Annotated in this window: 18 protein-coding genes, 1 tRNA gene and 1 pseudogene; 11 read left to right on the top strand and 9 right to left on the bottom strand. The window is 71.1% G+C overall.

Translation table 11 applies throughout. From position 1 onward, the window contains the following. Positions 1-918 (bottom strand): D-isomer specific 2-hydroxyacid dehydrogenase family protein, encoded by a 918-nt coding sequence (locus tag RF645_RS09130; RefSeq protein WP_201023910.1) that lies wholly within the window; start codon positions 916-918, stop codon positions 1-3. Between the two features lie 41 nt (positions 919-959). Further along, positions 960-1,100 (bottom strand): annotated as a pseudogene (locus tag RF645_RS09125) (EamA family transporter); the annotation flags it as partial. Between the two features lie 322 nt (positions 1,101-1,422). On the opposite strand from RF645_RS09125, the gene RF645_RS09120 reads away from it, so the two are divergent. Next, the gene (locus RF645_RS09120; RefSeq protein WP_058872073.1) at positions 1,423-1,884 is read left to right on the top strand and encodes a lamin tail domain-containing protein; all 462 of its coding nucleotides are present in this window, start codon (positions 1,423-1,425) and stop codon (positions 1,882-1,884) included. Here the strand turns inward: RF645_RS09120 and RF645_RS09115 are convergent. Continuing rightward, the gene (locus RF645_RS09115; protein WP_327033490.1) at positions 1,851-2,183 is read right to left on the bottom strand and encodes a hypothetical protein; all 333 of its coding nucleotides are present in this window, start codon (positions 2,181-2,183) and stop codon (positions 1,851-1,853) included. The two genes, RF645_RS09120 and RF645_RS09115, sit on opposite strands and share 34 nt — an antisense overlap. A 424-nt stretch (positions 2,184-2,607) precedes the next feature. Between RF645_RS09115 and larC the strand changes: the two genes are divergently transcribed. The 3 genes from larC to RF645_RS09100 all read left to right on the top strand — a co-directional run bounded on the left by larC (position 2,608) and on the right by RF645_RS09100 (position 4,424). After that, on the top strand, positions 2,608-2,991 hold the full coding sequence (larC, locus tag RF645_RS09110; RefSeq protein WP_082677037.1) for a nickel insertion protein: 384 nt from the start codon (positions 2,608-2,610) through the stop codon (positions 2,989-2,991). Positions 2,992-3,280: 289 nt separating this feature from the next. Next, positions 3,281-3,808, top strand: coding sequence for an LppP/LprE family lipoprotein (locus tag RF645_RS09105; protein ID WP_058872075.1), 528 nt, complete (start codon positions 3,281-3,283; stop codon positions 3,806-3,808). A 61-nt stretch (positions 3,809-3,869) separates the two neighbouring features. Next, positions 3,870-4,424: an LppP/LprE family lipoprotein gene (locus RF645_RS09100; protein WP_058872076.1), complete on the top strand. Its 555-nt coding sequence runs from the start codon at positions 3,870-3,872 to the stop codon at positions 4,422-4,424. Positions 4,425-4,559: 135 nt separating this feature from the next. Here RF645_RS09100 and RF645_RS09095 read toward each other — a convergent pair whose 3' ends face one another. Then, a complete protein-coding gene (locus RF645_RS09095) occupies positions 4,560-5,579 on the bottom strand; it encodes a GTP-binding protein (protein ID WP_368818956.1) in 1,020 nt (339 codons plus the stop codon). A 248-nt stretch (positions 5,580-5,827) separates the two neighbouring features. Between RF645_RS09095 and RF645_RS09090 the strand changes: the two genes are divergently transcribed. From RF645_RS09090 to RF645_RS09075, 4 genes are all read left to right on the top strand, one after another. After that, a complete protein-coding gene (locus RF645_RS09090; RefSeq protein WP_058872078.1) occupies positions 5,828-7,465 on the top strand; it encodes an ABC-F family ATP-binding cassette domain-containing protein in 1,638 nt (545 codons plus the stop codon). Between the two features lie 66 nt (positions 7,466-7,531). Further along, positions 7,532-9,073: a sodium:alanine symporter family protein gene (locus RF645_RS09085; protein WP_058872079.1), complete on the top strand. Its 1,542-nt coding sequence runs from the start codon at positions 7,532-7,534 to the stop codon at positions 9,071-9,073. A 36-nt stretch (positions 9,074-9,109) separates the two neighbouring features. Next, the gene (locus tag RF645_RS09080; RefSeq protein ID WP_058872080.1) at positions 9,110-10,741 is read left to right on the top strand and encodes an amidohydrolase; all 1,632 of its coding nucleotides are present in this window, start codon (positions 9,110-9,112) and stop codon (positions 10,739-10,741) included. Positions 10,742-11,082: 341 nt separating this feature from the next. After that, on the top strand, positions 11,083-11,412 hold the full coding sequence (locus tag RF645_RS09075; protein ID WP_058872081.1) for a hypothetical protein: 330 nt from the start codon (positions 11,083-11,085) through the stop codon (positions 11,410-11,412). A gap of 80 nt (positions 11,413-11,492) precedes the next feature. On the opposite strand, the gene RF645_RS09070 is transcribed toward RF645_RS09075, so the two are convergent. Next, positions 11,493-11,576: transfer RNA gene (locus RF645_RS09070), tRNA-Leu, on the bottom strand. Between the two features lie 90 nt (positions 11,577-11,666). Next, complete coding sequence (locus RF645_RS09065) at positions 11,667-12,317, bottom strand: YdcF family protein (RefSeq protein WP_161937537.1); 651 nt, start codon at positions 12,315-12,317, stop codon at positions 11,667-11,669. Positions 12,318-12,402: 85 nt separating this feature from the next. On the opposite strand from RF645_RS09065, the gene RF645_RS09060 reads away from it, so the two are divergent. Continuing rightward, the gene (locus tag RF645_RS09060; protein ID WP_201023912.1) at positions 12,403-12,903 is read left to right on the top strand and encodes a thioesterase family protein; all 501 of its coding nucleotides are present in this window, start codon (positions 12,403-12,405) and stop codon (positions 12,901-12,903) included. Between the two features lie 54 nt (positions 12,904-12,957). Here the strand turns inward: RF645_RS09060 and RF645_RS09055 are convergent, their stop codons facing one another. Further along, complete coding sequence (locus RF645_RS09055; protein ID WP_058872083.1) at positions 12,958-13,530, bottom strand: DUF2617 family protein; 573 nt, start codon at positions 13,528-13,530, stop codon at positions 12,958-12,960. A gap of 191 nt (positions 13,531-13,721) precedes the next feature. Next, entirely contained in the window at positions 13,722-14,744 is a 1,023-nt protein-coding gene (locus RF645_RS09050) for an aldo/keto reductase (protein WP_058872084.1), read from the bottom strand. 91 nt (positions 14,745-14,835) lie between these two features. Between RF645_RS09050 and RF645_RS09045 the strand changes: the two genes are divergently transcribed. Continuing rightward, positions 14,836-15,357, top strand: coding sequence for a histidine phosphatase family protein (locus tag RF645_RS09045; RefSeq protein ID WP_058872085.1), 522 nt, complete (start codon positions 14,836-14,838; stop codon positions 15,355-15,357). A 100-nt stretch (positions 15,358-15,457) separates the two neighbouring features. On the opposite strand, the gene RF645_RS09040 is transcribed toward RF645_RS09045, so the two are convergent. Then, positions 15,458-16,567, bottom strand: coding sequence for a glycerophosphodiester phosphodiesterase family protein (locus RF645_RS09040; protein ID WP_058872086.1), 1,110 nt, complete (start codon positions 16,565-16,567; stop codon positions 15,458-15,460). Between the two features lie 434 nt (positions 16,568-17,001). On the opposite strand from RF645_RS09040, the gene RF645_RS09035 reads away from it, so the two are divergent. Next, positions 17,002-21,903, top strand: a complete 4,902-nt coding sequence (locus RF645_RS09035) for an NAD-glutamate dehydrogenase (protein ID WP_058872087.1) — start codon at positions 17,002-17,004, stop codon at positions 21,901-21,903. The last annotated feature ends 44 nt before the right edge of the window (positions 21,904-21,947 follow it).

Below are 21,947 nucleotides of genomic sequence, written 5' to 3'. Positions count from 1 at the left end.
TCAGTACCCGGCCCGCGGATCGACGACGCCCTCGAGCTCGCCGTCGGAGGCGAAGGCCCGCAGGTTCCGCTCGATCCGCGCGAAGATCAGCGGGCGGATCATCTCCATGGTGTCGGCGGTGTGCGGGGTGATCAGGCACCGCTGCAGCTCCCACAGGGGATGTCCGTCGGGCAGGGGCTCGGGATCGGTGACGTCCAGGGCCGCACCGCCGATCCGCTGCCCATGCAGAGCATCGACCAGGGCATCGGTGTCGACCAGGCCCCCGCGGGCGATGTTCACCAGGATCGCGTCGGTGCGCATGGCCTCCAGCTCGGCCCGCCCGATCAGGTGCTGCGTGTCCTCGGTCAGGGCGGCGGCCACGATCACGACGTCCTGGAAGGGCAGCACGTCCGGCAGATCGTGGGTGCTGATCGTGCGATCGGCCTCCTCGACCGGCTCGGGGCGGCGGCGCACGGCCGTGACCTCGACGTCGAACACGTGCAGCAGGTCCATGATCCGGCGCCCGATCCCGCCGGCGCCCACCACGACGGCCCGCATGCCATGCAGCGAGCGCCCCGACTGCGGCTCCCAGGTCCGCGCGACGGCCCGGCGGGGCAGGTCCCGCAGCAGCGCGAGCGTCAGGGCCAGGGCGTGCTCGCCGACCGGCAGGGCGTAGGCGCCCTTGGCGGAGGTCCAGGCGATGTCCGGGCGGCGGCGCATGGACTCCGCGAAGGCCTCGATCCCGGCCGAGGGCAGCTGGACCCAGCGGATCCCCTCGTGCTCCACCGCACTGAGCAGGTCCTGCGGGTCCGACTTGAAGGGCACGACGACGGCCTCGGCCGCAGCGGCGTCCTGCACGAGGCTTCCCCCGCCTGCGGCCACGGCCTCGCGGAAGCCGTCGTCGTCGGTTGGCAGCAGGTGGATGCGGGGCTGGGTCACGGTGGCCTCCTGGGCGTCGTCGTCAGGATCTCGTGTCCATCCTGCGCCATGGGGCCGATGCCCAGCCCGCGGTACCAGGCGAAGAAGCCCAGCAGCATGCTCACGACCGACAGGTAGGCGAAGGCCGCCCCTCCAGCGAGAGTGGGGGCAGGCGGCTGCTGGGCGATCGAGAGGCCGGCGAGCACGGCGCGGCCGGCGGCGGCCAGCAGGCCCCAGCCCAGTCCGGCCAGCGGGGAGGGCTGAGGGGGAGCGGCCGGAGGCGCGGGGTCCGTCATCCGCCCGGCTGCGCTGCTGTTATTTCTCACGCCTGATAGTGGCCGTGCGCGAGCGGCCTCCGTGCGGTGCGACAGACCCGGCGCAGCAGTGACATGGCCTGACGCACTGCGTCACGCAGGATGAGAAGTCATCATGCTGGATTACTGTTCGGTCACCGAGGCGCCACCGGCCTCGACCCCTCCTCCCCGCAGCGTCCGCGCCCGGGCCGAACCCTCGAAGAGGTCCCTCATGTCCCTGCGCCGCACGCTCGGCCTCGCCCTGTCCGCCGGTCTGCTCGCCGTCGCCCCGTTCACGATGGCCCCGGCCGCCCAGGCGGCCGTCGCCAAGCCGCTGGACGTCGTCTCGATCAAGTACGACCCCGCGGGCAAGGATCGCCGCACGAACGCGGCGATCAACCAGGAGTACATGGTCGTCAAGAACACCAGCGGCCGCACGATCGATGCCACCGGATACCGGATCAAGGACGCCGCGAACCACACGTTCGTCTTCCCCCGCGGCACCCGGATCGGGGCGGGCAAGCAGGTCGTGATCCGCACGGGCAAGGGCACGAACTCGTCGACGACCCTGTACTGGAAGCAGGGCAACTACGTCTGGAACAACACCGGCGACACCCTGCGGCTGCTCACGCCCCAGGGCAGGCAGCTGGAGAAGTGCAGCTACCGCGGCGGCGGCTCGGTCGCCTCCTGCTGATCAGGGGCGGGCGCCCACCGCGCGATCTGCGCGGCCAGGTGCCCCGCGCCGTAGCCGGTGTCGATGTTGACCACGCCGATGCCCGGTGCGCGCGCCGAGAGCATGGTCAGCGCCGCAGCATGACCGCCGGCGGCCACGCTGTAACCCATCGAGGTGGGCAGAGCCACGACGGGGGCGGCGATCTGCCCCGCGATCCCGATGTCCGCGATCAGCCGCACCGGTCGGCCCAGGTATCGAGCGGTCTCGAGGGCCTCCCGCGCCATCGGCAGGTCGCTCGTGCCGGCGCACGCCACGATCACGAGTCCTCCGGTGGGCTCGGGCGGCTGCGGCGGCCAGGCCAGCAGCCGCGCCTGCTCGTGGTGCGCGGCCTCGGGCAGGGCCTCCAGGACGGCCCGGGCGCGATCCGCATCCGCGGGGGGTGAACAGGATCGGACCCGGGTCCTCCGCGCCCTCCCGGGCCAGCCGCGCGTACTCGGCGGCGATCGCCGAGACCTGCGCGGGCGACTTGGCATCGCACAGCACGGCTTCGGGCGCGCCCCGACGGCCGCCTCGCTTGAGGTCCAGCTGCGCCAGGCCCTCGAGGCGCCCCGCCCGCTGCTGCCGGTGTGGGTCGCGCGTCGCGGAGGGCTCGGAGCGGTCGTCGTCGGCTGGGCCGGGCTGCGGTCCTGCGGGCTCGGAGCCATGGGGTTCAGGCACTGAGGCTCCCGCGGGCGTCGGCCGGGGATCATCAACGCGCTGCTGGAAACCGGCGCGCTGGATGCCTGGCTCACGCCGATCAACATGAAGCGCGGTCGACCCGCTCAGATCCTGCACGCGCTGGTGCAGGTCGATCAGGTGGATGAGCAGGCGCAGCGGATCCTGGGGCTCACCGGCTCGCTCGGCGTGCGGCATGCGCCGGTGGAGCGGGTGATCCGCACGAGGTCCTTCGAGGAGATCGAGATCGACGGGCAGCGCATCGCCGTCAAGGTCGCCCGCGATGAGCCGGGTGAGGTGCGCCGCGCCGAGCCGGAGTTCCGCGATGTCGCCCGCGCCGCCGAAACGCTGGGCCGCAGCCAGCGAGAGGTCCTCGAGCAGGCCAAGACCGCGGCGCGCGATCTTCTGGGTTGAGACCGGGCCGCGTTCCACACCAGGATCAGCCGAGGCTCCGGTCGCAGTTGGTGACAGTTCTGCACTCCATCAGCGCTGATGGAGTGCAGAACTGTCACCAGACCCGATGACGCGCGAGCTCTTCACTGGAGATCAGGACTGTGATCCGCGCCATGACGCGTGAGGCGCCGGATCGGCGGCTTTCGCGGCATCACGATCCTGCAACGATCCCTTGCGACCGTGAATCGCGACCGCAAACGTAGGTGCTATCGCAAATAGCGATGCAGGAAACGCGAACGAGGTGAGCCTCATGAAACGCAACCGGATCCGCACCAGTGCCCTCGCCGTGACGGCGGCACCGCTTCTGCTCCTGTCGGCCGGAGCCCCGGCGGCGACCGCGAGCAGCGAGTCCGCACCCACGGCTCCCGTCGAGGAGTGCTCTGGCCCCACCGCGGCCCAGGCGCTCGCCGACGGAAGCGCCCAGCTCGAGCCGTACCTCGATCTGCCGCCCAACCCGGACCTCGCCGACACGTCCGGCTACTCGGGCTGCTCCGATCTCTCGTGGATCGTCGTCCCCCACGGGAACGTGGAGCATGCGCCGCATGCGGTGCTGCTGTTCCACCAGGGCGAGTACCTGGGCACCGCCACCGCCCATCCGCTGGAGCATGTGCCGCAGATCGAGCAGGTCTCCGACGACAGGCTCGCGATCGTCTACTCCTACATGGAGGACGGTCAGGGGACTCCGCCTCCGGAGGGCCGCGCGCTGTCCACGTTCACCTGGAACGACGACACCCAGTCGGTCGATCACGAGGGCGACTTCCCTCCGGGCGTCCGCTGAGACGAAACCCGCATTCTCACGACGAGCACCAGACGAATCACGACCTCAAGAGGTGAGGACGATGACGAGCACGACCAGCATCCGAACCCGCATCCTGACCGCCGGCGCAGCTGCTGCGCTGCTCACCGCACCCGGCATCCCGGCGGCCGTCGCCGCACCGAGCGGCCCCGAGACGGCTGCCGCGCAGGAGGATTGCGCCGGTCCCAGCGGCGAGCGCGTGCTGCTGCGCGACGGCGGGAGCCTCCCCGACTGGGTGAGCCCGACGACCGGCGAAACGGTGGAGCCGAACCTGGAGTTCGCGGACACCAGCGGCTTCGACGCCTGCGCGGACCTGTCCTGGATCACGGTCCAGTACGGCAATGCGACGCATTCACCGCAGCACATCCTGCTGTACCACGGCACCGAGTACCTGGGCACGGCGACCTCCGAGCCGCAGCCGTACCTCCCGCAGATCGAGTCGACCGGCGGTGACACCCTCACGGTGGACTACCCCTATGTCGCCCCCGGGCAGGACCCCGCAACCGCGAACCCGCGCGGCAATGCGGTCTCGACCTTCACCTGGGATGAGGCGACGCAGTCCGTCGTGCACGAGGGCGACTTCCCTCCCGGCGCCTGATCGGCGGGCCCGCGACCCGCTCCGAGATCGATCGGAGCCAGCGGGCCGCGGTTGGTGACAGATCGGCACCCCATCAGCTCTGATGGGGTGCCGATCTGTCACCAACCGCGATGGCCCGGGTGCCTCGAGGCCCTGTCAGCGGCTCAGCCGCTGCAGCCGGGTGAGCCGGCGCAGGCCGGCGGCGTCAGCGGACGAGGGCTGCGAGGCTGCGACTTCCTGCAGGCGTCGACGGGCGTCGTCGGCGTCCAGGTCCAGCCCGACGACCACCAGCTCCCCGGGCTCCGACGGCTCCGGCAGCCGCGCCACGTGGATCATCGGCCCGACCACATCGACCCGGAAGCCGCTGCGCCCGCGCGAGCCGTGGACGCGCACTCGGCCCTTGAGCCGGTAGGCCCCGCGCGGCGGATCCTCGAGCAGCTCGACCAGGGCCCCGGGAGCCACGGGATGCTCGAGGGCGACGGAGACCGCCTGCGCGTGGTCGTGGTCGTGCTGCTCGGCGCTCTGCTCGCGCATCAGGCGCGCCAAGGGCAGCTGATCGACGGGGTCGTCGTCGGCCGCGGTGTCGAAGACCAGGGCGGGATCGATGCCGCCGCGCACCGCCTGCACGATCGGGACGTCGGGATTGCGAGCCCGGACGCGCTCGCAGATCCTCCCCACGACGGCCTCGCGGTCCTGATCCGCGAGCAGATCCGCCTTGCCGATCACCACCAGAGACGCTACCGCGAAGCGGTTCGGCGGCGTCTCGCGAGCGTCCACGGTCTGGAAGTGGGTCACGGCGTCGATCACCTCGATCGCCCCGCCGTGGCGGACAGTGCCGACCTCGGAGCTGCCGATGATCCGCGACAGCGCCAGAGGATCAGCTGCGCCCGAGGCCTCCACGAGGATCGCGTCCAGGTGCAGGCGGGGCTGGGCCAGGCGTCGCAGGGCCTCGTCGAGCCCGCCGGCATCCGGCAGGCAGCACAGGCAGCCGCCGGAGATCGAGGCCGCCTCGTCGACCTGCCCGGAGACCAGAGCCGCATCCACGTTGAGCTCCCCGAAGTCGTTGACCACCACGCCCAGCCTGGCCCCGGGGGCTCGCAGCAGGTGGTTGAGCAGGCTCGTCTTCCCGGCGCCCAGGTGGCCGGTCAGGGCGATCACGGGGACGCGGACGGGCATGGGGCTCCTCGGCCGAGGCGGGTTCGGATGGTCGTTCGGCAGCTCCACGGTACGCGGGCGTCCCGCTTGCCCACCGCCGGAATCCGCGCCTACCATGGGATCCATGCCTCTGGGAATCGCTTCGATGAAGCTGCGCACCCGCCGCTGACGGCGGCGGAGCGCTCACTGACTCTCGCACGCCGTCCACGGCCGAACGCCGGACGGCTCCTTCATGCTGTCCGGCTCCATGACGAGCTCGAGAGACCAGCATGCGCACTACTTCTTCTTCCTCTTCATCCCTGACCACCGGCCAGCCCGCCGGCGCCCGCGCCCACCTGCGCGCCGAGGGGATCCGCGTGGTCCTGGGCGACCGCGTCGTCCTGCCCGGCGTCGACACCACGGTCTCCGCGGGGTCGCGACTGGCGATCGTCGGCGAGAACGGCCGCGGCAAGACGACCCTGCTCCACGTCCTGGCCGGCACCCTGCAGCCGGACTCCGGCAGCGTGCACCGATCCGGCACGCTCGCCCTGGTCGAGCAGGCCATGGCCGTCGACGGAGACCGCACCGTGGGCGATCTCGTGGCCGAGGCGATCGCACCGTCCCTGGCCGCGCTGTCGGCTCTCGAGGAGGCCGCCGCAGCGCTCGCCGAGGGCGGGGACTCCGACGACGACTACGCAGCGGCCTTGGAGACCGCCACCGCCCTGGAGGCCTGGGACGCCGAGCGCCGGGTCGACACCGCCCTGGCCGGGTTGGACGCCTGCAGCGACCGGCAGCGGCCGCTGAGCAGCCTGTCGGTGGGGCAGCGCTATCGCGTGCGCCTGGCGATGGCGCTGGGCGCAGCGCCCGATCTGCTGCTGCTCGACGAGCCGACCAATCACCTCGATGCCGCAGCGCTGTCATTCCTCGCGCAGCGCCTGCAGGAGCACCCGGGCGGGGTCGTCGTCGTGAGCCACGACAGGGCGCTGCTGGGTGAGGTGGCCGAGACGTTCCTGGACCTCGATCCCAGCCGCGACGGACTGCCCCGTCACTACACGGGCGGTCTGGAGGGCTGGCTCGAGGGGCGACGGCGCGAGCGCGAGCAGTGGGAGCAGGAGTGGGCGGCTCAGGAGACCGAGCACGCCCGGCTGGTCCAGGCCGCCGACGAGGCGCGCTCCCGCCTGCAGGGCGCATGGCGACCGCCCAAGGGCACGGGCAAGCACACGCGTGCCACGCGCTCGGCCGGCGTCGTCCAGGCGTTCAACCGCCGGGTGGAGGAGCTGGAGCGGCACGAGATCACGGTCCCCGAGCCGCCGCTGCGGCTGAGCTGGCCCTCGATGGACGCGAAGCCCGGGCAGCCGCTGCTGTTGGCGCGGGATCTCACTGTCGAAGGGCGGCTGAGCGAGCTGGTGAGCCTGGAGCTCAGCGGCGGAGACCGGCTGGTGCTCACCGGCCTCAATGGGGCGGGCAAGTCCACCCTGCTGGCCGTGCTCGCCGGGCGGCTGAGCCCGACGACGGGCGCTGTCGGCCTCGGTTCGCAGGCGCGGATCGCCCTGCTGTCCCAGGAGGTCCCCGAATGGGACCCCGAGCACAGCGGGCACCGGGTGCACGACGAGCACCTGGGGCGTCTGGGGCTGCGGGGGAAGGCGCCCGATCCGGTGTCGCTCGGGCTGCTGGACGGGGCGGCCGCCGCCACGCCGGTGGGACGCATGTCCCAGGGGCAGCAGCGCAGGCTCCAGCTGGCCATGTGCCTGGCCCAGCGCCCGGACCTCCTCCTGCTGGACGAGCCCACCAATCACCTGTCGGCCACGCTGGCGGAGGAGCTCACCGCGGCACTGGAGACGGCGGAGTGCGCGGTGGTCGTGGTCACCCACGACCGGCAGATGCTGGCCGACCTCGCGAGCTGGCCTCGAAGGACGATCGGTGGGTGACGACCGGGCCCGGCGGGTCGCGTATGGCTATAGTCACATAACTCGACCACGACCCGGGGGACTCCCATGGAACAGTTCATCACCGCCGCGAACGGGATCCTCTGGAGCCTGCCGATGTCCTTCGGCATCCTGCTCCTCGGCCTGTACTTCACCCTGCGCATGCTCTTCCCGCAGGTGCGTCTGATCCGGGACATGATCGGCCAGCTGATCGGCGGCGGATCGTCCTCGGCGGGCATCAGCTCGTTCCAGGCCTTCGCCATGGCGCTGGGCGGACGCATCGGCGTCGGCAACATCGCGGGCGTCGCGGCGGCCCTGTATCTCGGCGGGCCCGGCGCCATGTTCTGGATGTGGGTGACCGCGATCCTGGGCGCCCCGGTGGCGCTGGCGGAGAGCTCGCTGGCTCAGCTCTACAAGCACAAGGTGCGCGGCGAGTACCGCGGAGGACCCGCCTTCTACATCCTCGAGGGCCTCGGCAGGAACTGGCGCTGGCTGGCGGTGGCCTATGCCGCAGCCACTGTCTTCGCCACGGTGATCACCGGTCCGCAGATCCAGGCCAACGCGGTCACCGCGGCCACCACGGAGGCCTGGGGCTGGAGCCCGCTGTGGGTCGGGCTGGGCATGGCCGTGATCTTCTGCCTGATCGTGTTCGGCGGCATGCACCGCCTGGCGCGCACCGTCGGCCTCGTGGTGCCGTTCATGGCGGCGGCCTACATCGTCGTCGGCCTTCTCGTGATGATCATGATGTGGGAGAACCTCCCGGCCATGTTCGGGCTCATCTTCTCCAGCGCGTTCGGCGCTCACGCGATCTACGGCGGCCTGCTCGGCTCCGCGGTGGCGTGGGGCGTGCGTCGGGCCGTGTACTCCACGGAGATCGGCACCGGCTCCGGTGCCCAGGCCTCGGCTGCCGCCCACGTGTCCCACCCCGTCAAGCAGGGCCTGGCCCAGGGCTTCTCGGCCTACGTGGACACTCTGTTCGTGTGCACCATGACCGGCCTGATGATCCTGTCCACCAACAGCTTCAACGTGCAGGGCCCGGACGAGACGTCGCTGCTGGCCGAGAACGTGCCCGGCGTGGAGGAGGGCCCGGCCTGGGTGCAGATCGCGATCGACTCCGTGCTGCCGGCCTTCGGCCCGTCGTTCGTGGCGATCGCCGTGTTCCTGTTCTCCTTCACCACGCTGCTCTCGTTCTCCTTCTACGCGGAGACGAACCTGGCGTATCTCATCCCGAACGACAAGGCGCAGCGGATCTGCATCGGCGTCGCGCGCGTGCTGCTGGCCGGCTCCATGGTGTTCGGCTCGGTGCAGACCTCGGAGTTCGTGTGGTCGATGGCCGACTTCGGCCTGGGTCTGTACACCTGGGTGAACATGATCGCCCTGGTCCTGCTCAGCCCCATCGCCATCCGCCTGATGAGGGACTATGACCGCCAGCGCCGCGCCGGCGGGGAGATCGTGCTGGACCCCAAGGCGATCGGCGTGGACAACGCCCCCATCTGGGAGCAGATCCACTCCGCCTACGAGCGCCTCGGCGACGTCGGTGCCGCGATGGATCATGTGGCGGACACCGCCCCGGACACCCGCGCCATCTCCGTGGTGCGTCCGCGCAGCTGATTCCCGACGACCCCTCCCTTCCAGGAGCCCCACCACATGCAGCTCGACCTCCTGATCGACAACGCGTCCGTCGTCACCGGCGACGCGACCCGCCCGTCGGCCAGGCGGCTGGGGGTGTGGCAGGGCCTGGTGGTGGGGGTCGACGAGCAGCTCGACGGCCTCACCGCCCGGGAGCATCTAGATGCCGGTGGGCGCACCGTCGTGGCGGGCTTCAACGACGTGCACACCCACAGCGTGTGGTTCGGCCAGTCGCGCCTGGACGTCGATCTGGAGCAGGCACGCACGGCTGAGCAGGTCTACGGCCTGATCCGCGACCGCGCCGCGCAGCTGGCTCCCGGGGCGTGGGTCACCTGCGCGGGCTTCGACCCCGGTCATCTCGACGGGCCCCAGCCGGACCGCGACGGCCTGGACGCGGCCGCCGCCGGACGCCCCGTGCTGATCCGGCACAACACGGGTCATTCGCTCACCGTCTCCGGGGCGGTGCTGGCCATGGCGGGCATCGGCGAGACCGTTCGTCGGCAGCCCGAGGGCGGGCGGATCGTCACGGACGAGACCGGGCGGCCCACAGGCCTGCTCGAGGAGACCGCCATGCCCCTGGTCACGGGGCTGCTGCAGCCGGAGTCCCACGAGCACATCGGCCGCTGCCTGGAGCGGGCCTCCCAGGAGTACGCCGCCGAGGGCATCACCTCGGTGACCGATGCCGGGATCGCCGGCGGCTGGATCGGGCACAGCCCCCTCGAGTTCGCCGCGTACCAGCGGGCACGGGAGGCCGGCCTGCTGCGCACCCGGTTCCAGACCATGGTCACGCTGGACGGGCTGAAGGCGATCGACGGCCACCCCGACGACGGCACCCACCTCACCCTGAGCGCGGGAGTCCGCTCGGGCGCGGGCGATGAGTGGCTGCAGATCGGCCCGGCCAAGGTCTTCACGGACGGGGCCATGCTGGGGATGACCGCGGCCATGTCGGAGGACTACTGCTTCGCCGGACACGGGCGTGGCTACCTGCAGCAGGATCCCGGCGAGATGCGCCGCGCCGCTCTCTCCGCAGCGGCCGGCGGCTGGGTGCTGGCCATGCACGCGATCGGCGATGCCGCCCTGGACTTCACCCTCGACGTGATCGCCGAGGCCCGCGAGCAGTTCGGGGCACCCGTGATGCCGCATCGCGTGGAGCACGGCGGCGTGGTGCGCGATGAGCAGGTGGCACGGATGGCCGAGCTCGAGGTCGTGATGGCCACCCAGCCCAACTACATCAGCGCGTTCGGCGAATCCGTGCGCGAGCGGATCGGCGAGGAGCGCGTGGAGCTGTCGTATCCGGCGGGGCGACTGCTGCGCGCCGGGCTCGTGCTGCCCGGCAGCTCGGACCGCCCGGTGGCCGGCGGCCGGCCGCTGGACGTGATCCAGGACTTTGTGCTGCGCCGCACCGAGGCGGGACGGGATTACGGGCCCGAGTCCGAGCGGCTCACGGTCGAGGAGGCGCTGCACGCCTACACGGTGGGCTCCGCCGAGGCCACGGGCTGGGGCGGGTACAAGGGGCAGCTGGTCTCGGGTCAGTTTGCGGATTTCGTGGTCCTCAGCGACGACCCCCGCGCGGTGCCCAGCGATCAGATCGCCGCGATCGAGGTCGTGGCCACCGCGGTGGGCGGGCGGTTCGTCCATGGCGGGCTGTAAGAGCCCGCCGCACCTCCGGCGCCGATGAGAGCTGTCGGATGTCCGGGATCGGTGCTCGAAGCCGGACACCCGACAGCTCTCGCGATTCTCCAGGCTCCTGCAGATCAGCGCCGCCGAGGGGACGCATTGGCGGCGATTCAGGACCGGGAAGGCGTCGGCTGCGTCCTCTCGACGGTGGGCGGGTGAATCCCGCTGGGCAGGCTGCGAGACGAGCGACCCGGCGCCAGGCCGGGCCTGTGCTCCGCGCATGGAGAGTCTTCCCCGGGCGGCGTGGGCGAGCGCATCTGAGCAGCTGGGAGCAGGAGTGCTGCGGAACGGCCCTGCGCGCCGACGAGACCGCCATGGTGACGCTCCAGTCGGCCTCGACGGTGGATGAGGATCTGCCCGGAGCTCCCGTGGACTGGCTCCTCGTGCTCCACGACGACGACGGACCGGGTATGCCGCCCGCTCACCGAGCGCTCGTGCGCGTGGAGCGAGTGCAGGAGGTGCGCCTCCTGTGGCAGCAGGTCTCTGCGGATGGAGTGGCCTGGGCAGTGGTGCCCGGCTCCGCGCGGCTGGCCGAAGCAGGGGCCATGCCTGGACGGGAGGAGCTCGCTGGCCAGGAGGGCGGCGTCGACGGCTGGATCGTGGACCTGGTGATCCTGGAGGACCTCAGCCCGCAGCGGTGGTGAGACTGCAGTCGGAGCGGAAAAGGCCCTGTACAGACAGAAGCACCCCGATCCTGTGGGATCGGGGTGCTTCTGGACTGTCGTGCGCGAGGGGGGACTTGAACCCCCACGCCCTCTCGGGCACACGGACCTGAACCGTGCGCGTCTGCCAATTCCGCCACTCGCGCTTGTGGTTCGCAGCGACTCTCATCCCTGCGGGCAACGACGGATAGCGTACCCGAGTCCGTGCTCGCGCGCCAATTCGGGCGGACGGGGCCTCAGATGGACTTGGGTTTGCCGGGCAGCTGGTTGTCGCAGCCCGGGGTCGCCCAGGCCTTGAGGAAGCCACCCGACTGGTAGAGGTAGGCCTTGAACGTCATCCAGGGGTAGCGCCAGTAGTCGTCGACGTAGTCGATCGGGGACCACTGGGTCTGACCGCTGTAGCACCGGTCCACGATCAGCTGGGCGCGGGAGACATGCGGGCGCATGGTGATCACGATGATGTTGTCCCAGCCCCGCTCGGCCACCAGCTCGCGCATCTTCATGGCCTCGCCCTGCGTGGTGGAGGGGTCGGGCTCGAAGCAGATGACCTCGTAGTCCTTGCCCTGATCGCAGTGCGGCTTGCCGATCTCGTCGGTCGCGACTTCCCCGCCGCCGCCGAAGTCGCCCTGCGGGGTCGCGTACACGACGGTGGGGGCGAGCCCCTGGTCCATCAGGTCGCGGGCGTGGGCCACGCGGGCCTCGTCGGCGGGCCCGAGCACGAAGACCGCATCCGCGGGCTGGGGGTCCTCGGTGACGTCCGGGTGCAGCACCACGACGGTGCACACCACCAGCCAGACGAGCACCAGGGCGCCGGCGCCGAGCCCCAGGGCTCTCAGGCGCCGACGGCGGCGCGGGATCCGCGTGCCGGTGCGAGTGGTCGTGCTCATGGTGATGCTCATCTTCTCTGGTCCGATGCGGGTCATCGTGCCGCAGCCTCTATTCTGGGGCCCCCACCCGGAAGGATCCCGCAACATGTCCGAACACACATCTGCTGCGCCCGAGATCGCCCAGGACGGCCCGGGCGTCGTCGTTCAGATCCCCATGCGCTGGGGCGACATGGATGCCTACGGCCACATCAACAATGTGGAGGTCGTGCGCATGCTCGAGGAGGCGCGCATCGAGGCCTTCGGCGTGCCCGTGGGCACCGGGTACCAGGCGCGTCCGGCGCAGGTCCGGCTCTTCGACGCCCTGCCGGAGGGCACGCAGGCCCTCGTGGTGGAGCACCGCGTGCGCTACGTGCGTCCGCTCGAGTACAGCAACATCCCCGCGCCCACGCGCGTGCGCATCGTGAAGGCGGCCGGCGCAGCGCTGATCCTCGGCATCGAGATCGCCGACCCGCGCACGGGCGAATGGTGCATCCGCGCGCACACGCAGCTCGCGTTCTTCGACCCGCAGTCCCAGACGGTGCTGCGCCTGCAGCCGCAGCAGCGCGAGCTGCTGGCTCCGTATACGGGCGACCCGCTGTTCAGCTGAGAACCGGTACGGGTCCGACGGCGGCGCGGCAGTCCCTGGCGGCGGGACGCCGTCTCAGCTGGCGCGCAGCTGATGCCCGACCACAGCCGGAAGCTGCAGGGTGCTGACCGTCTGCACCAGACGTCCGGTCTCGGGCTGGGTGCGCCAGGTGCGCCACCGCAGCTCGTCGTGGCCCTCGGGCAGGTAGAGGCACGCCGCAGCGCCGGCGCCGTCGGCCCCGCGCAGCAGCAGCGAGGCCTGGGCGGTCTCGCTCTGGAGGTGGAAGCGCTCACGCTGCTTGGCCAGGCCGCGCTCGGAGTGCTCCGTGAGCGTGCAGCGGATCTCGTACGCGCCGAGGCCGGGCAGGGGTGCGTCCAGGTGTGCTTCGGTGGGCAGGTGGGGGATGAGCCCGGGCATCTGCGCCAGGGTCTCGATCCACTCCGAATCGCCCAGGCGCAGCACGAGCTGGTGTCCGGTGCCGAGCAGTCGCAGCTCGACGGAGGCATCGTCCAGCTGCGGCAGCTCCTGCGTGCGCACGGCCAGCGCCGGGAGCCGGGGGATGCGGTGCCTCAGGCTCAGCGACTCGGGGTCGACCCCGAGGAAGGGCATGGCGGTCCGATGGGCGGACTCGTCGGAAGTGGTGCTCATGGTGGTGCTCCTCCCCGCGCCGGACGATGCCCAGGTGGGGGCCTGGCGACGTCGTCCGTCGGTATTTCGATCGCAAATTACCGGCACCACGGATGCTCTGGCAAGCCAGTATGCAGATTCAACCTCAGCTCGGGGGGTGGCTGTCCCCCGGCCGGTCCACAGCGAGTTGCCGAGCTGCCCGTGACCTGCGGCTATGGCACGTCGTGGCCGCGTGCGACGTTCCAGAGGCGGTACCACTGCTCGTGCGTCATATTCGAGGCGGCAGCATCCGCCTGGACGCAGGCGCGGATGCGATCGGAGCTGGTGGTGCCGATCACCGGGCGGATCCGCTGGGGCAGGCGCATCAGCCAGGCCAGCACCACCGCCTCGCGCGAGCAGTCCAGCTCCTGGGCCAGCTGTCGCACGAGCTCGATCGTGGGCTGCAGATTGCGGACCTCGTCGGTCGAAGAAGGGGCGGGTGCTCCGGTGAAGATCCCCTGTGCCATCGATCCCCAGGCCTGGACCTCGATGCCGGCGCGGGCGCAGCGCTCCAGGAACGTCCCGTCCTGCACCGTCGTGCGGCCTTCGGCATGGTTCCACAGGATCTGGGCCTCGATCAGATCGCGGTGATCCAGGCTGAGCTGTACCTGGGCCGCACCGAGGGGGCTGTTCATGGCCTGCTGGAGCAGCTGCAGGCGATCCCACGGCATGTTCGACACTGCTACGCGGCGGGCCAGTCCCTCGTCGACGATCGCATCCAGTGCGGCCCCGAGCTCGTCGAGATCGGCCAGCGGGTCCCAGCGGTGGATGAAGAACCGCTCCACGGACTCCAGCCCGAGCCGGGTCAGCGACTCCTCGAGCGACCCGCGCACCGTGGGGGCGTCGAGCCGGTAGTGCATGGGCGCATCGCCGGCGGCTGTGCCGCCCGGGATCCGGATCCCCGCCTTGGTCTGCACCTGCATCCGCTGCCGTCGCTGTGGGTCCTGGGCCAGCCAGCGGCCGACGACGGTCTCCGACTTGCCCGCCGCGTAGATGTCGGCCAGATCCAGGTCGCGGTATCCCGCCTCCTCGGCGGCATCGAGGGCCGCGAAGCCGACCTCCTCCTGCTCCTCCGTCAGCGGATCATCGGCGCTCCACGAGCCGCCCAGGGGCATGGCGCCGTAGATCAGCCGGGTGAGGCCCGGGTCATCGCGGGAGTCCGAGGGCTGGGGGACACTGGTGCTGGAATCGCTCATGGCCCCAGTCTGTCCGGACCGGCCCGAGCAGGCGAGCCCGGCTCGCCCCAGCAGACATCGTGGCCCCGCACGGGGCCGGTCAGGAGAGCAGATGCTCGCGTTCATGCGCCACGGCGAGACCGACTGGAACCGCGCCATGCGCTTCCAGGGCCGCACGGACGTCCCGCTCAACGAGACGGGCCGCCAGCAGGCCCGCGACGCCGCTCAGCGCATGCTCGACGAGGGCGAGAGCTGGGATGCGGTGGTCACCTCGCCCCTGTCCCGTGCGCGCGAGACGGGGCAGATCGTGGCCGAGACGCTGGGCGCGGAGTTCGGCGGGACCTACGACGGCCTCATCGAACGGTCGTTCGGCTCCACCGAGGGCAAGCACAACGAGAACCTCACCCCGGAGGAGTACGCCGAGCTCATGGTCCCGGCCGAGCCGGAGGACGAGCTCGTGGCCCGGGCCCTGCAGGCCGTGCAGCAGGTCGCCGCCGATCATCCCGGGCGCGACGTCCTCATGGTCACCCACGGGTCCCTGATCCGCATCGCCCTGAACCACTGGAGCGGCGACACCCACCCCCGGATCATCAACACGCAGGTCCTGCAGCTGCAGGAGGAGTGGATCGGCTGATCCGCCCGGTCCTCACGCGCGACGACGACGGCCGGCTCCCCGCGCGGGGGAGCCGGCCGTCGTCGTCACCGGACCGCGGGCGTCGCCGCAGCCGATCCGCTCAGCGGGTGTAGCGCTCGCGGGCGGTCTCGGAGCGCTCGCGCACATCCTCGACCGAGCGCGCCGCGCCGGTGTGCTCGCGCTCGGCGCGGGTCTCAGCGCCGCGGCCGAACTGCGGCTGCTCGACCAGCGGGTAGGCCTTCGGCAGGGCCCAGCCGCTATCGGCCATGACGTCGCGCAGCGTGGAGGGGTAGTCCGTGATGATGCCGTCCACGCCCCAGTCGATCAGCCGCTCCATGTCGGCCCGGTTGTTCACCGTCCACGGGGTCACGACGAGGCCGAGCTGGTGGGCCTCGGCGATGTTCTCCTCCGTGAGCAGTGCGTGGGCCGGCGACCAGACGTCGTAGCCGCGATCAGCGGCATCCTGCGGGTCGATGCCGGCGCCGAGCGGGTTCTCCGACTCCGCCAGGGCCACCAGGGTCATGTCCGGATCGATCTCGCGGACCTGGTCCAGGGCCGCCCAGTCGAAGGACTGCAGCGTGGTGCGCTCGGGCCAGCCGTGCTCCTGGATCGTGGCCATGACGCCGTCGACCAGCGCCTCGCGCTCGGGGGCGTTCGCGGGGTCCTCGACCTTGGTCTCGATGTTCCAGCGGATCTCGTCCTGAGCCCCGTGCTGGACGGCCACGGCGAAGACCTCCTCGAGGGTCGCGATGCGGTTGCCCTCGATGTTGTCCTGCACCGGGTAGCCGGGCAGCTGCTGGTAGCCGCAGTCCAGGGTCTGGATCTGCGCGTAGGTCAGCTCGCGGAAGCGATCGCCCACGTAGGGGTAGTCCGGATCGCCGGGGGTGACCGGGCCGGTGTCCTGGCACTTCTCCGGCTGGATGGTGTCGTCGTGCCACACCATGACGACGTCGTCCTGGGTGAGGTGCGTGTCGAGCTCGAGGGTCGTGACGCCGAGCTCGAGCGAGCGGGAGAAGGCGGTCAGGGACGACTCGGTCCACTCGGCGCGCCCGCCGCGGTGGGACTGCAGGTCGAAGTCCTCCGCCTGCGAGGCCCGCTCGTCCGGCGGGGCAGCGGTGGCGGGAGCCGCGACGGCGGCCGGGACGGATGAAGCGGCCAGGGCCAGGACGGCGCCGAGCGCGGCGGTGCGCAGGGTGAGGTTCGTGGGCATGGGAGCAGCCTTTCCAGCGGAGGGTGGGAGATGCCTGCGGGGCAGTGCGGGCCTGCGGGCGGTCCGAAGGAGCAGATGCTGGATGCCGCCTGGGCAGGCCCTGCCGAGACTAGGAATCGCCCCTGAGCTTGCGGTGACCCCCGGGCGAGGCGCTGGGGTCCGTCGGATGACCTGCGCGTGAACTGCCTCAGATGCATGAAGTGGGTCGTGACCAGCGGCGATGCTCCGTCGATCGGGCTCGGCGGGTCGTCATCGGGGTGGGCCGTAGGCCGCGCTGCGGGCGTCGGCGGCGCGCGGTGGCCGCGGCCGTCTGGGTGCGCGGACTCGAGCGCCGTCGTTTCCCTGTCACGGCCGCTGTCCCCCGGCTACAGTGGCCGAATCGGCCGCCAGAAGCGGATGACCAGCTCACGACTTCACAAAGGTGTGATCCCCCAGTGGCAGAGTCCCAGGACCGTCCCGACCCCTCGACCGCAGACGCGCAGGACTCCGGAGGGCGGCGGCATCCGCGGCCGGGCTCCGAGCCCTGGATGCGGACCTACTACGCCGGCGCTCCGGCACAGGATCTCGACAGGCGCGGCGAGGACGTGCTCGCGGCCCGTGCCCAGCGCCACCGCGAGCTCGCCCAGCACCGCGAGCGCGGCGAGGTCCTGATCACCACCCTGGACGAGGGCTCGCGCACGGTCGTGCTGATCGTCGCCGACGACGTCCCCTACCTGGTCTCCACGCTCAACGCCCGGATCGCCGGCGACTGGGGCGGCGCGCGCCTGGTGGTGCACCCCATCCTGCGGGCCACCCGCGACGACGACGGCGAGCTGCGCTCCGTCGACGAGCTCGAGGACGTCCGCGCCATCTCCAGCGGCGACACGCAGACCATCCCGATCGTGGGGGCCCTCGGCGAGACGTCCGCGGCGGAGTCCTGGATACAGGTCGAGCTGGCCGAGAACCTGGACGAGTCCCAGGCGCAGGAGCTCATCGAGGGCCTGCGCCCCGCACTGCGCACGGTCGCGCAGATCGATGCGGATCACGACGACATGGTCCGCTGGGTCGGCAGCGTCAACGACTCCCTGAGCCCCATGCACTCGCAGCTCGACGACGTCGAGCCGGCCCAGGAGTTCCTGACCTGGCTGCTCGACGGGTGCTTCGTGCTCATGGGCGTCAAGGAGTACGACCTCCGCGAGGACGACGAGGGCCTGTACCTGTCCTCCGTGAAGGGCAGCGGCCTGGGCATCCTCGCCGAGACGGAGGAGAAGTCCGGACGCCCGCGGCGCCTGACGGTCCAGGCCGCCGAGCACGCGCGCGATCGCCAGGCGATGTTCGTGACCAAGGCGAACACCCGTTCGGGACTGCACCGCAACGACTACCTCGACTACATCGGCGTGCGCCGCTTCGACGCGGACGGCCAGGTCGACGGCGAGTACCTGATCCTGGGCCTGTTCGCCCGCAAGGCGTACTCGACCTCGGCCCGCAACACCCCATGGGTGCGGGACAAGGTACGGGCCGTGGCCAAGTCCTTCGGCTTCCGCCCCGACTCCCATTCGGAGCGCGACCTGCAGTCCGTGCTCGAGGAGTACCCGCGCGACGAGCTGCTGCACATGTCCGTGGAGGAGGCCGTGCGGGCCGCCCGCGGGGTCGTCGAGCTCGACGAGCGACGCGTGACCCGCCTGTTCTGCCGCACGGACCTCTTCGGGCGCTTCGTCTCGGCCGTCGTCTACCTGCCGCGCGATCGCTACAACACCGAGGTCCGCGAGCGGATCTCGGAGATCCTCACCGAGGCCTACGGCGCGGTGGACGTCGACTTCGACGTCTCGCTGTCGGCCTCCTCGCTGGCCCGGCTCTTCTTCCGGCTGCGCCTGCCGCAGGACACCCCGCCGCCGGTGGATCACGAGGACCTGCAGCTGAAGGTGCGCAAGGCCGCCCGCTCGTGGCCCGAGGCGCTGTCCATGGAGATCGAGGAGCTCTTCGACTCCGAGCGCGCCGGGGAATACGTGCGGCGCTGGGCGGAGGCGTTCCCCGCGGACTACCGCGCCCACTACGAGATCGACGAGGCCATCGAGGACCTGCTCCGCTGCGAGATGCTGTGGGGCCGTGACGAGGCCCTGCCCGCCGAGGTGCGCGTGGCGCCGTCCACGGCCGAGGGCGAGCCCGTGCGCGTCAACGTCTACCTGACCCGCAGCCTCACGCTGACCGAGATGCTGCCCATGGAGCAGAACCTCGGGCTCACGGTGCTGGACCAGAAGCCGTACCAGATCCGCACCGGCGACGGCCGCGAGTTCCAGCTCTACGACTTCGGCGTCGAGCTGCCTGACGGCGTGGATGCCGTGGGCCCCGACGACGCTCGCACCGAGGACCTCATCGAGGAGATCCTCTGCGCCGTGATCTCCGGTCGCTCGGAGTCGGACTCCCTGGACCGGCTCGTGCTCGCCGAGCGCATGCACTGGCGCTCGATCGCCGTGCTGCGCGCCTACGTGAAGTACCTGCTGCAGCTGCGCGTCCCGCACTCCTTCGAGTTCATGTCGGACACGCTGCTGGCCCAGCCGCAGGTCACCCGGGGGATCGTCGAACTGTTCGAGACCTCGTTCGACCCGCAGCGCTTCGCCGGCGAGGACGGGCAGCCGGACGACGAAGCCCGCGAAGCCGCCCGCGCCGAGGTGCTAGAGAAGCTCGAGGCCGCCCTGGACGAGGTCCCCTCTCTGGATGCCGACCGCTTCCTGCGCACCCTCGTGGAGGTCGTCTGCGCCACCGCGCGCACGAACGCCTACCAGCAGGACCGGCCCGCGATCGCGCTGAAGCTCGAGCCGCGGCGCATCTCCGCGGCACCGCTGCCGCGTCCGCGCCACGAGATCTGGGTGTGGTCGCCGCGCGTGGAGGGCACGCACCTGCGCTTCGGCCCGGTCTCGCGCGGCGGGCTGCGCTGGTCCGATCGCCGCGAGGACTTCCGCACCGAGGTCCTGGGCCTGGTCAAGGCGCAGATGGTCAAGAACTCCGTGATCATCCCCGACGGCGCCAAGGGCGGTTTCTTCCCCAAGCAGCTGCCGGATCCGGCGCAGGATCGCGGGGCCTGGGGCGAGGCCGGCAAGGACGCCTACAAGGAGTTCATCGGCTCGCTGCTGGACGTGACCGACAACCTGGTCCCTCAGGAGGACAGCGAGGACCGTGTGGTCGTCCCGGAGGCCGTGGTGCGCCGCGACGGAGACGACTCGTACCTGGTGGTCGCCGCGGACAAGGGCACTGCAAAGTTCTCGGACACCGCCAACGCCATCAGCCTTGAGCGCGGCTTCTGGCTCGGCGACGCCTTCGCCTCCGGCGGCTCGGTGGGCTACGACCACAAGGCCATGGGCATCACCGCCCGCGGTGCGTGGGAGTCGGTCAAGCGCCACTTCTTCGAGCTCGGCCACGACACCCAGACCCAGGACTTCACGGTCGTGGGCGTGGGCGACATGTCCGGCGACGTCTTCGGCAACGGCATGCTGCTCTCCGAGCACATCAAGCTCGTGGCCGCGTTCGACCACCGCGACATCTTCCTGGACCCGGATCCGGATCCTGCGGCCTCCTTCGCCGAGCGCAAGCGGGTCTTCGAGATGGGGCCGTCGTCGTGGAAGGACTACGACGCCTCCCTGATCTCCGACGGCGGCGGCGTCCACTCGCGGTCGTCCAAGTCGATCCCGGTCTCCGAGCGGGTCCGCGAGGTCCTGGGCCTGCCGGAGGGCACCACGGAGATGGCCCCGCCGGAGCTGATGCGCGCGATCCTCAAGGCGCCCGTGGACCTGTTCTACAACGGCGGCATCGGCACGTACTTCAAGGCCTCGACCGAGACCAATGCCGATGTGGGCGACAAGGCCAACGACGCGATCCGAGTCAACGGCGCCGACGTCCGCGTGCGGGTCATCGGCGAGGGCGGCAACCTGGGCGCGACCCAGCTGGGCCGCATCGAGGCCGCTCAGAACGGCGTGCTGATCAACACGGACGCGATCGACAACTCCGGCGGTGTGGAGTCCTCCGACCGCGAGGTCAACATCAAGATCCTCGTGGACCGCATGGTCGCGGCGGGGGAGCTCCCCCAGGACGAGCGCGCCGGGTTCATCGAGTCCATGACCGAGGAGCTGGCCTCGCTCGTGCTGCGCACCAACGTGGCGCAGAACATCACGCTGAGCGTCGACCGCTGGAAGGCCGATGACTATGCGCTGACCTACGCGCGGTTCATGGACTGGCTCGAGGAGAACGCGGACCTGGACCGCGAGATCGAGTACCTGCCCACGGATGAGCAGCTCGAGGCCCGTGCCGAGGACCCCGAGATCGACGAGCCGCTGACCGCCCCGGAGCTGTCGGTGCTCACGGCCTACGCCAAGATCCAGCTCTCCGGCGAGCTGATCCGCTCGGACCTGGCCGAGGACCCCTGGACGGCGCGGATCGTGCAGCGCTACTTCCCGGAGGCTATGGGCGAGCGCTTCGGCGAGGATCTGCAGACGCACCCGCTGCGCCGCGAGATCGTGGGCACCCTGGTGGCCAACCAGATGATCAACATGGGCGGGGCCACCTTCGCCTACCGTGCGCTCGAGCAGACCTCGTGCGAGCCCGGCGAGCTGGCCGCTGCCTTCCTGGCGGCGGTCGAGATCTTCGAGCTCGACCCCCTGCTGCAGCAACTGGCGGAGCTGCCGGCCGATGTCTCGACCGAGCAGTGGATCCAGATGATCCAGGACGTCCGACGCCTGCTGGACCGCGCCGTGCGCTGGCTCATCAGCCGCGGCCTGTCCCAGCAGCCGGTCGAGCAGGTGGTCGAGGCCTTCGCCCAGATCCCCGAGGTCCGTCGGGAGGGGCTCACCTTCCTGGGAGCCGAGGACGCCGAGGCCGCGCAGCGCCGCGAACAGCTGGCGCTCGAGCAGGGCATCTCGGAGGAGCTCGCGCAGACCTGGTCGCGCCTGCTGGACTCCTACTCGCTGCTGGACATCGTGCGTCTCGCGGAGTCCGAGGGCGAGGATCAGGACCTCGAGCTCGTGGGGCAGCTGTACTTCGCCCTGCACGAGCGCTTCGGCATCCAGACGATGCTGACCCGGATCTCGGGCCTGCCGCAGACCACCCGCTGGGAGGTCCTGGCGCGCATGTCCATGCGCGAGGACGTGTACTCGACGCTGACGTCCATGACCGCCATGGCGCTGCGCGCCGACGGCGAGACGGCCGAGCAGAAGGTCGAGGCCTGGATCGAGGAGAACCGGCAGTCCCTGGAGCGCGTGGGACGCACCCTCCAGGAGATCGAGTCGAGCTCCGGAGGCGATGCCGCCACGGACATGGCGGCCCTGTCGGTGGCCCTGCGCTCCATGCGCTCGCTGATCAGCGCCTGATCACCGGGATCGCCCCCTGCTCGCGACGGCGCCCGCTCCCCTCG

The organism is Kocuria sp. CPCC 205260 (assembly GCF_040981045.1).
In the GTDB taxonomy this organism is placed as follows: domain Bacteria; phylum Actinomycetota; class Actinomycetes; order Actinomycetales; family Micrococcaceae; genus Kocuria; species Kocuria palustris.
The sequence above is the reverse complement of the archived record's forward strand: the minus strand, read 5'-3'. Positions and strand labels throughout refer to the sequence as shown.

Coding starts and splice junctions, on each gene's coding strand:
- RF645_RS09080 (WP_058872080.1), top strand. CDS start 9,110: ATGCAGCTCGACCTCCTGATCGACAACGCGTCCGTCGTCACCGGCGAC.
- RF645_RS09045 (WP_058872085.1), top strand. CDS start 14,836: ATGCTCGCGTTCATGCGCCACGGCGAGACCGACTGGAACCGCGCCATG.
- RF645_RS09065 (WP_161937537.1), bottom strand. CDS start 12,317: ATGAGCACGACCACTCGCACCGGCACGCGGATCCCGCGCCGCCGTCGG.
- RF645_RS09055 (WP_058872083.1), bottom strand. CDS start 13,530: ATGAGCACCACTTCCGACGAGTCCGCCCATCGGACCGCCATGCCCTTC.
- RF645_RS09085 (WP_058872079.1), top strand. CDS start 7,532: ATGGAACAGTTCATCACCGCCGCGAACGGGATCCTCTGGAGCCTGCCG.
- RF645_RS09120 (WP_058872073.1), top strand. CDS start 1,423: ATGTCCCTGCGCCGCACGCTCGGCCTCGCCCTGTCCGCCGGTCTGCTC.
- RF645_RS09100 (WP_058872076.1), top strand. CDS start 3,870: ATGACGAGCACGACCAGCATCCGAACCCGCATCCTGACCGCCGGCGCA.
- RF645_RS09090 (WP_058872078.1), top strand. CDS start 5,828: ATGCGCACTACTTCTTCTTCCTCTTCATCCCTGACCACCGGCCAGCCC.
- RF645_RS09050 (WP_058872084.1), bottom strand. CDS start 14,744: ATGAGCGATTCCAGCACCAGTGTCCCCCAGCCCTCGGACTCCCGCGAT.
- RF645_RS09095 (WP_368818956.1), bottom strand. CDS start 5,579: ATGCCCGTCCGCGTCCCCGTGATCGCCCTGACCGGCCACCTGGGCGCC.
- RF645_RS09075 (WP_058872081.1), top strand. CDS start 11,083: ATGGTGACGCTCCAGTCGGCCTCGACGGTGGATGAGGATCTGCCCGGA.
- RF645_RS09060 (WP_201023912.1), top strand. CDS start 12,403: ATGTCCGAACACACATCTGCTGCGCCCGAGATCGCCCAGGACGGCCCG.
- RF645_RS09105 (WP_058872075.1), top strand. CDS start 3,281: ATGAAACGCAACCGGATCCGCACCAGTGCCCTCGCCGTGACGGCGGCA.
- RF645_RS09040 (WP_058872086.1), bottom strand. CDS start 16,567: ATGCCCACGAACCTCACCCTGCGCACCGCCGCGCTCGGCGCCGTCCTG.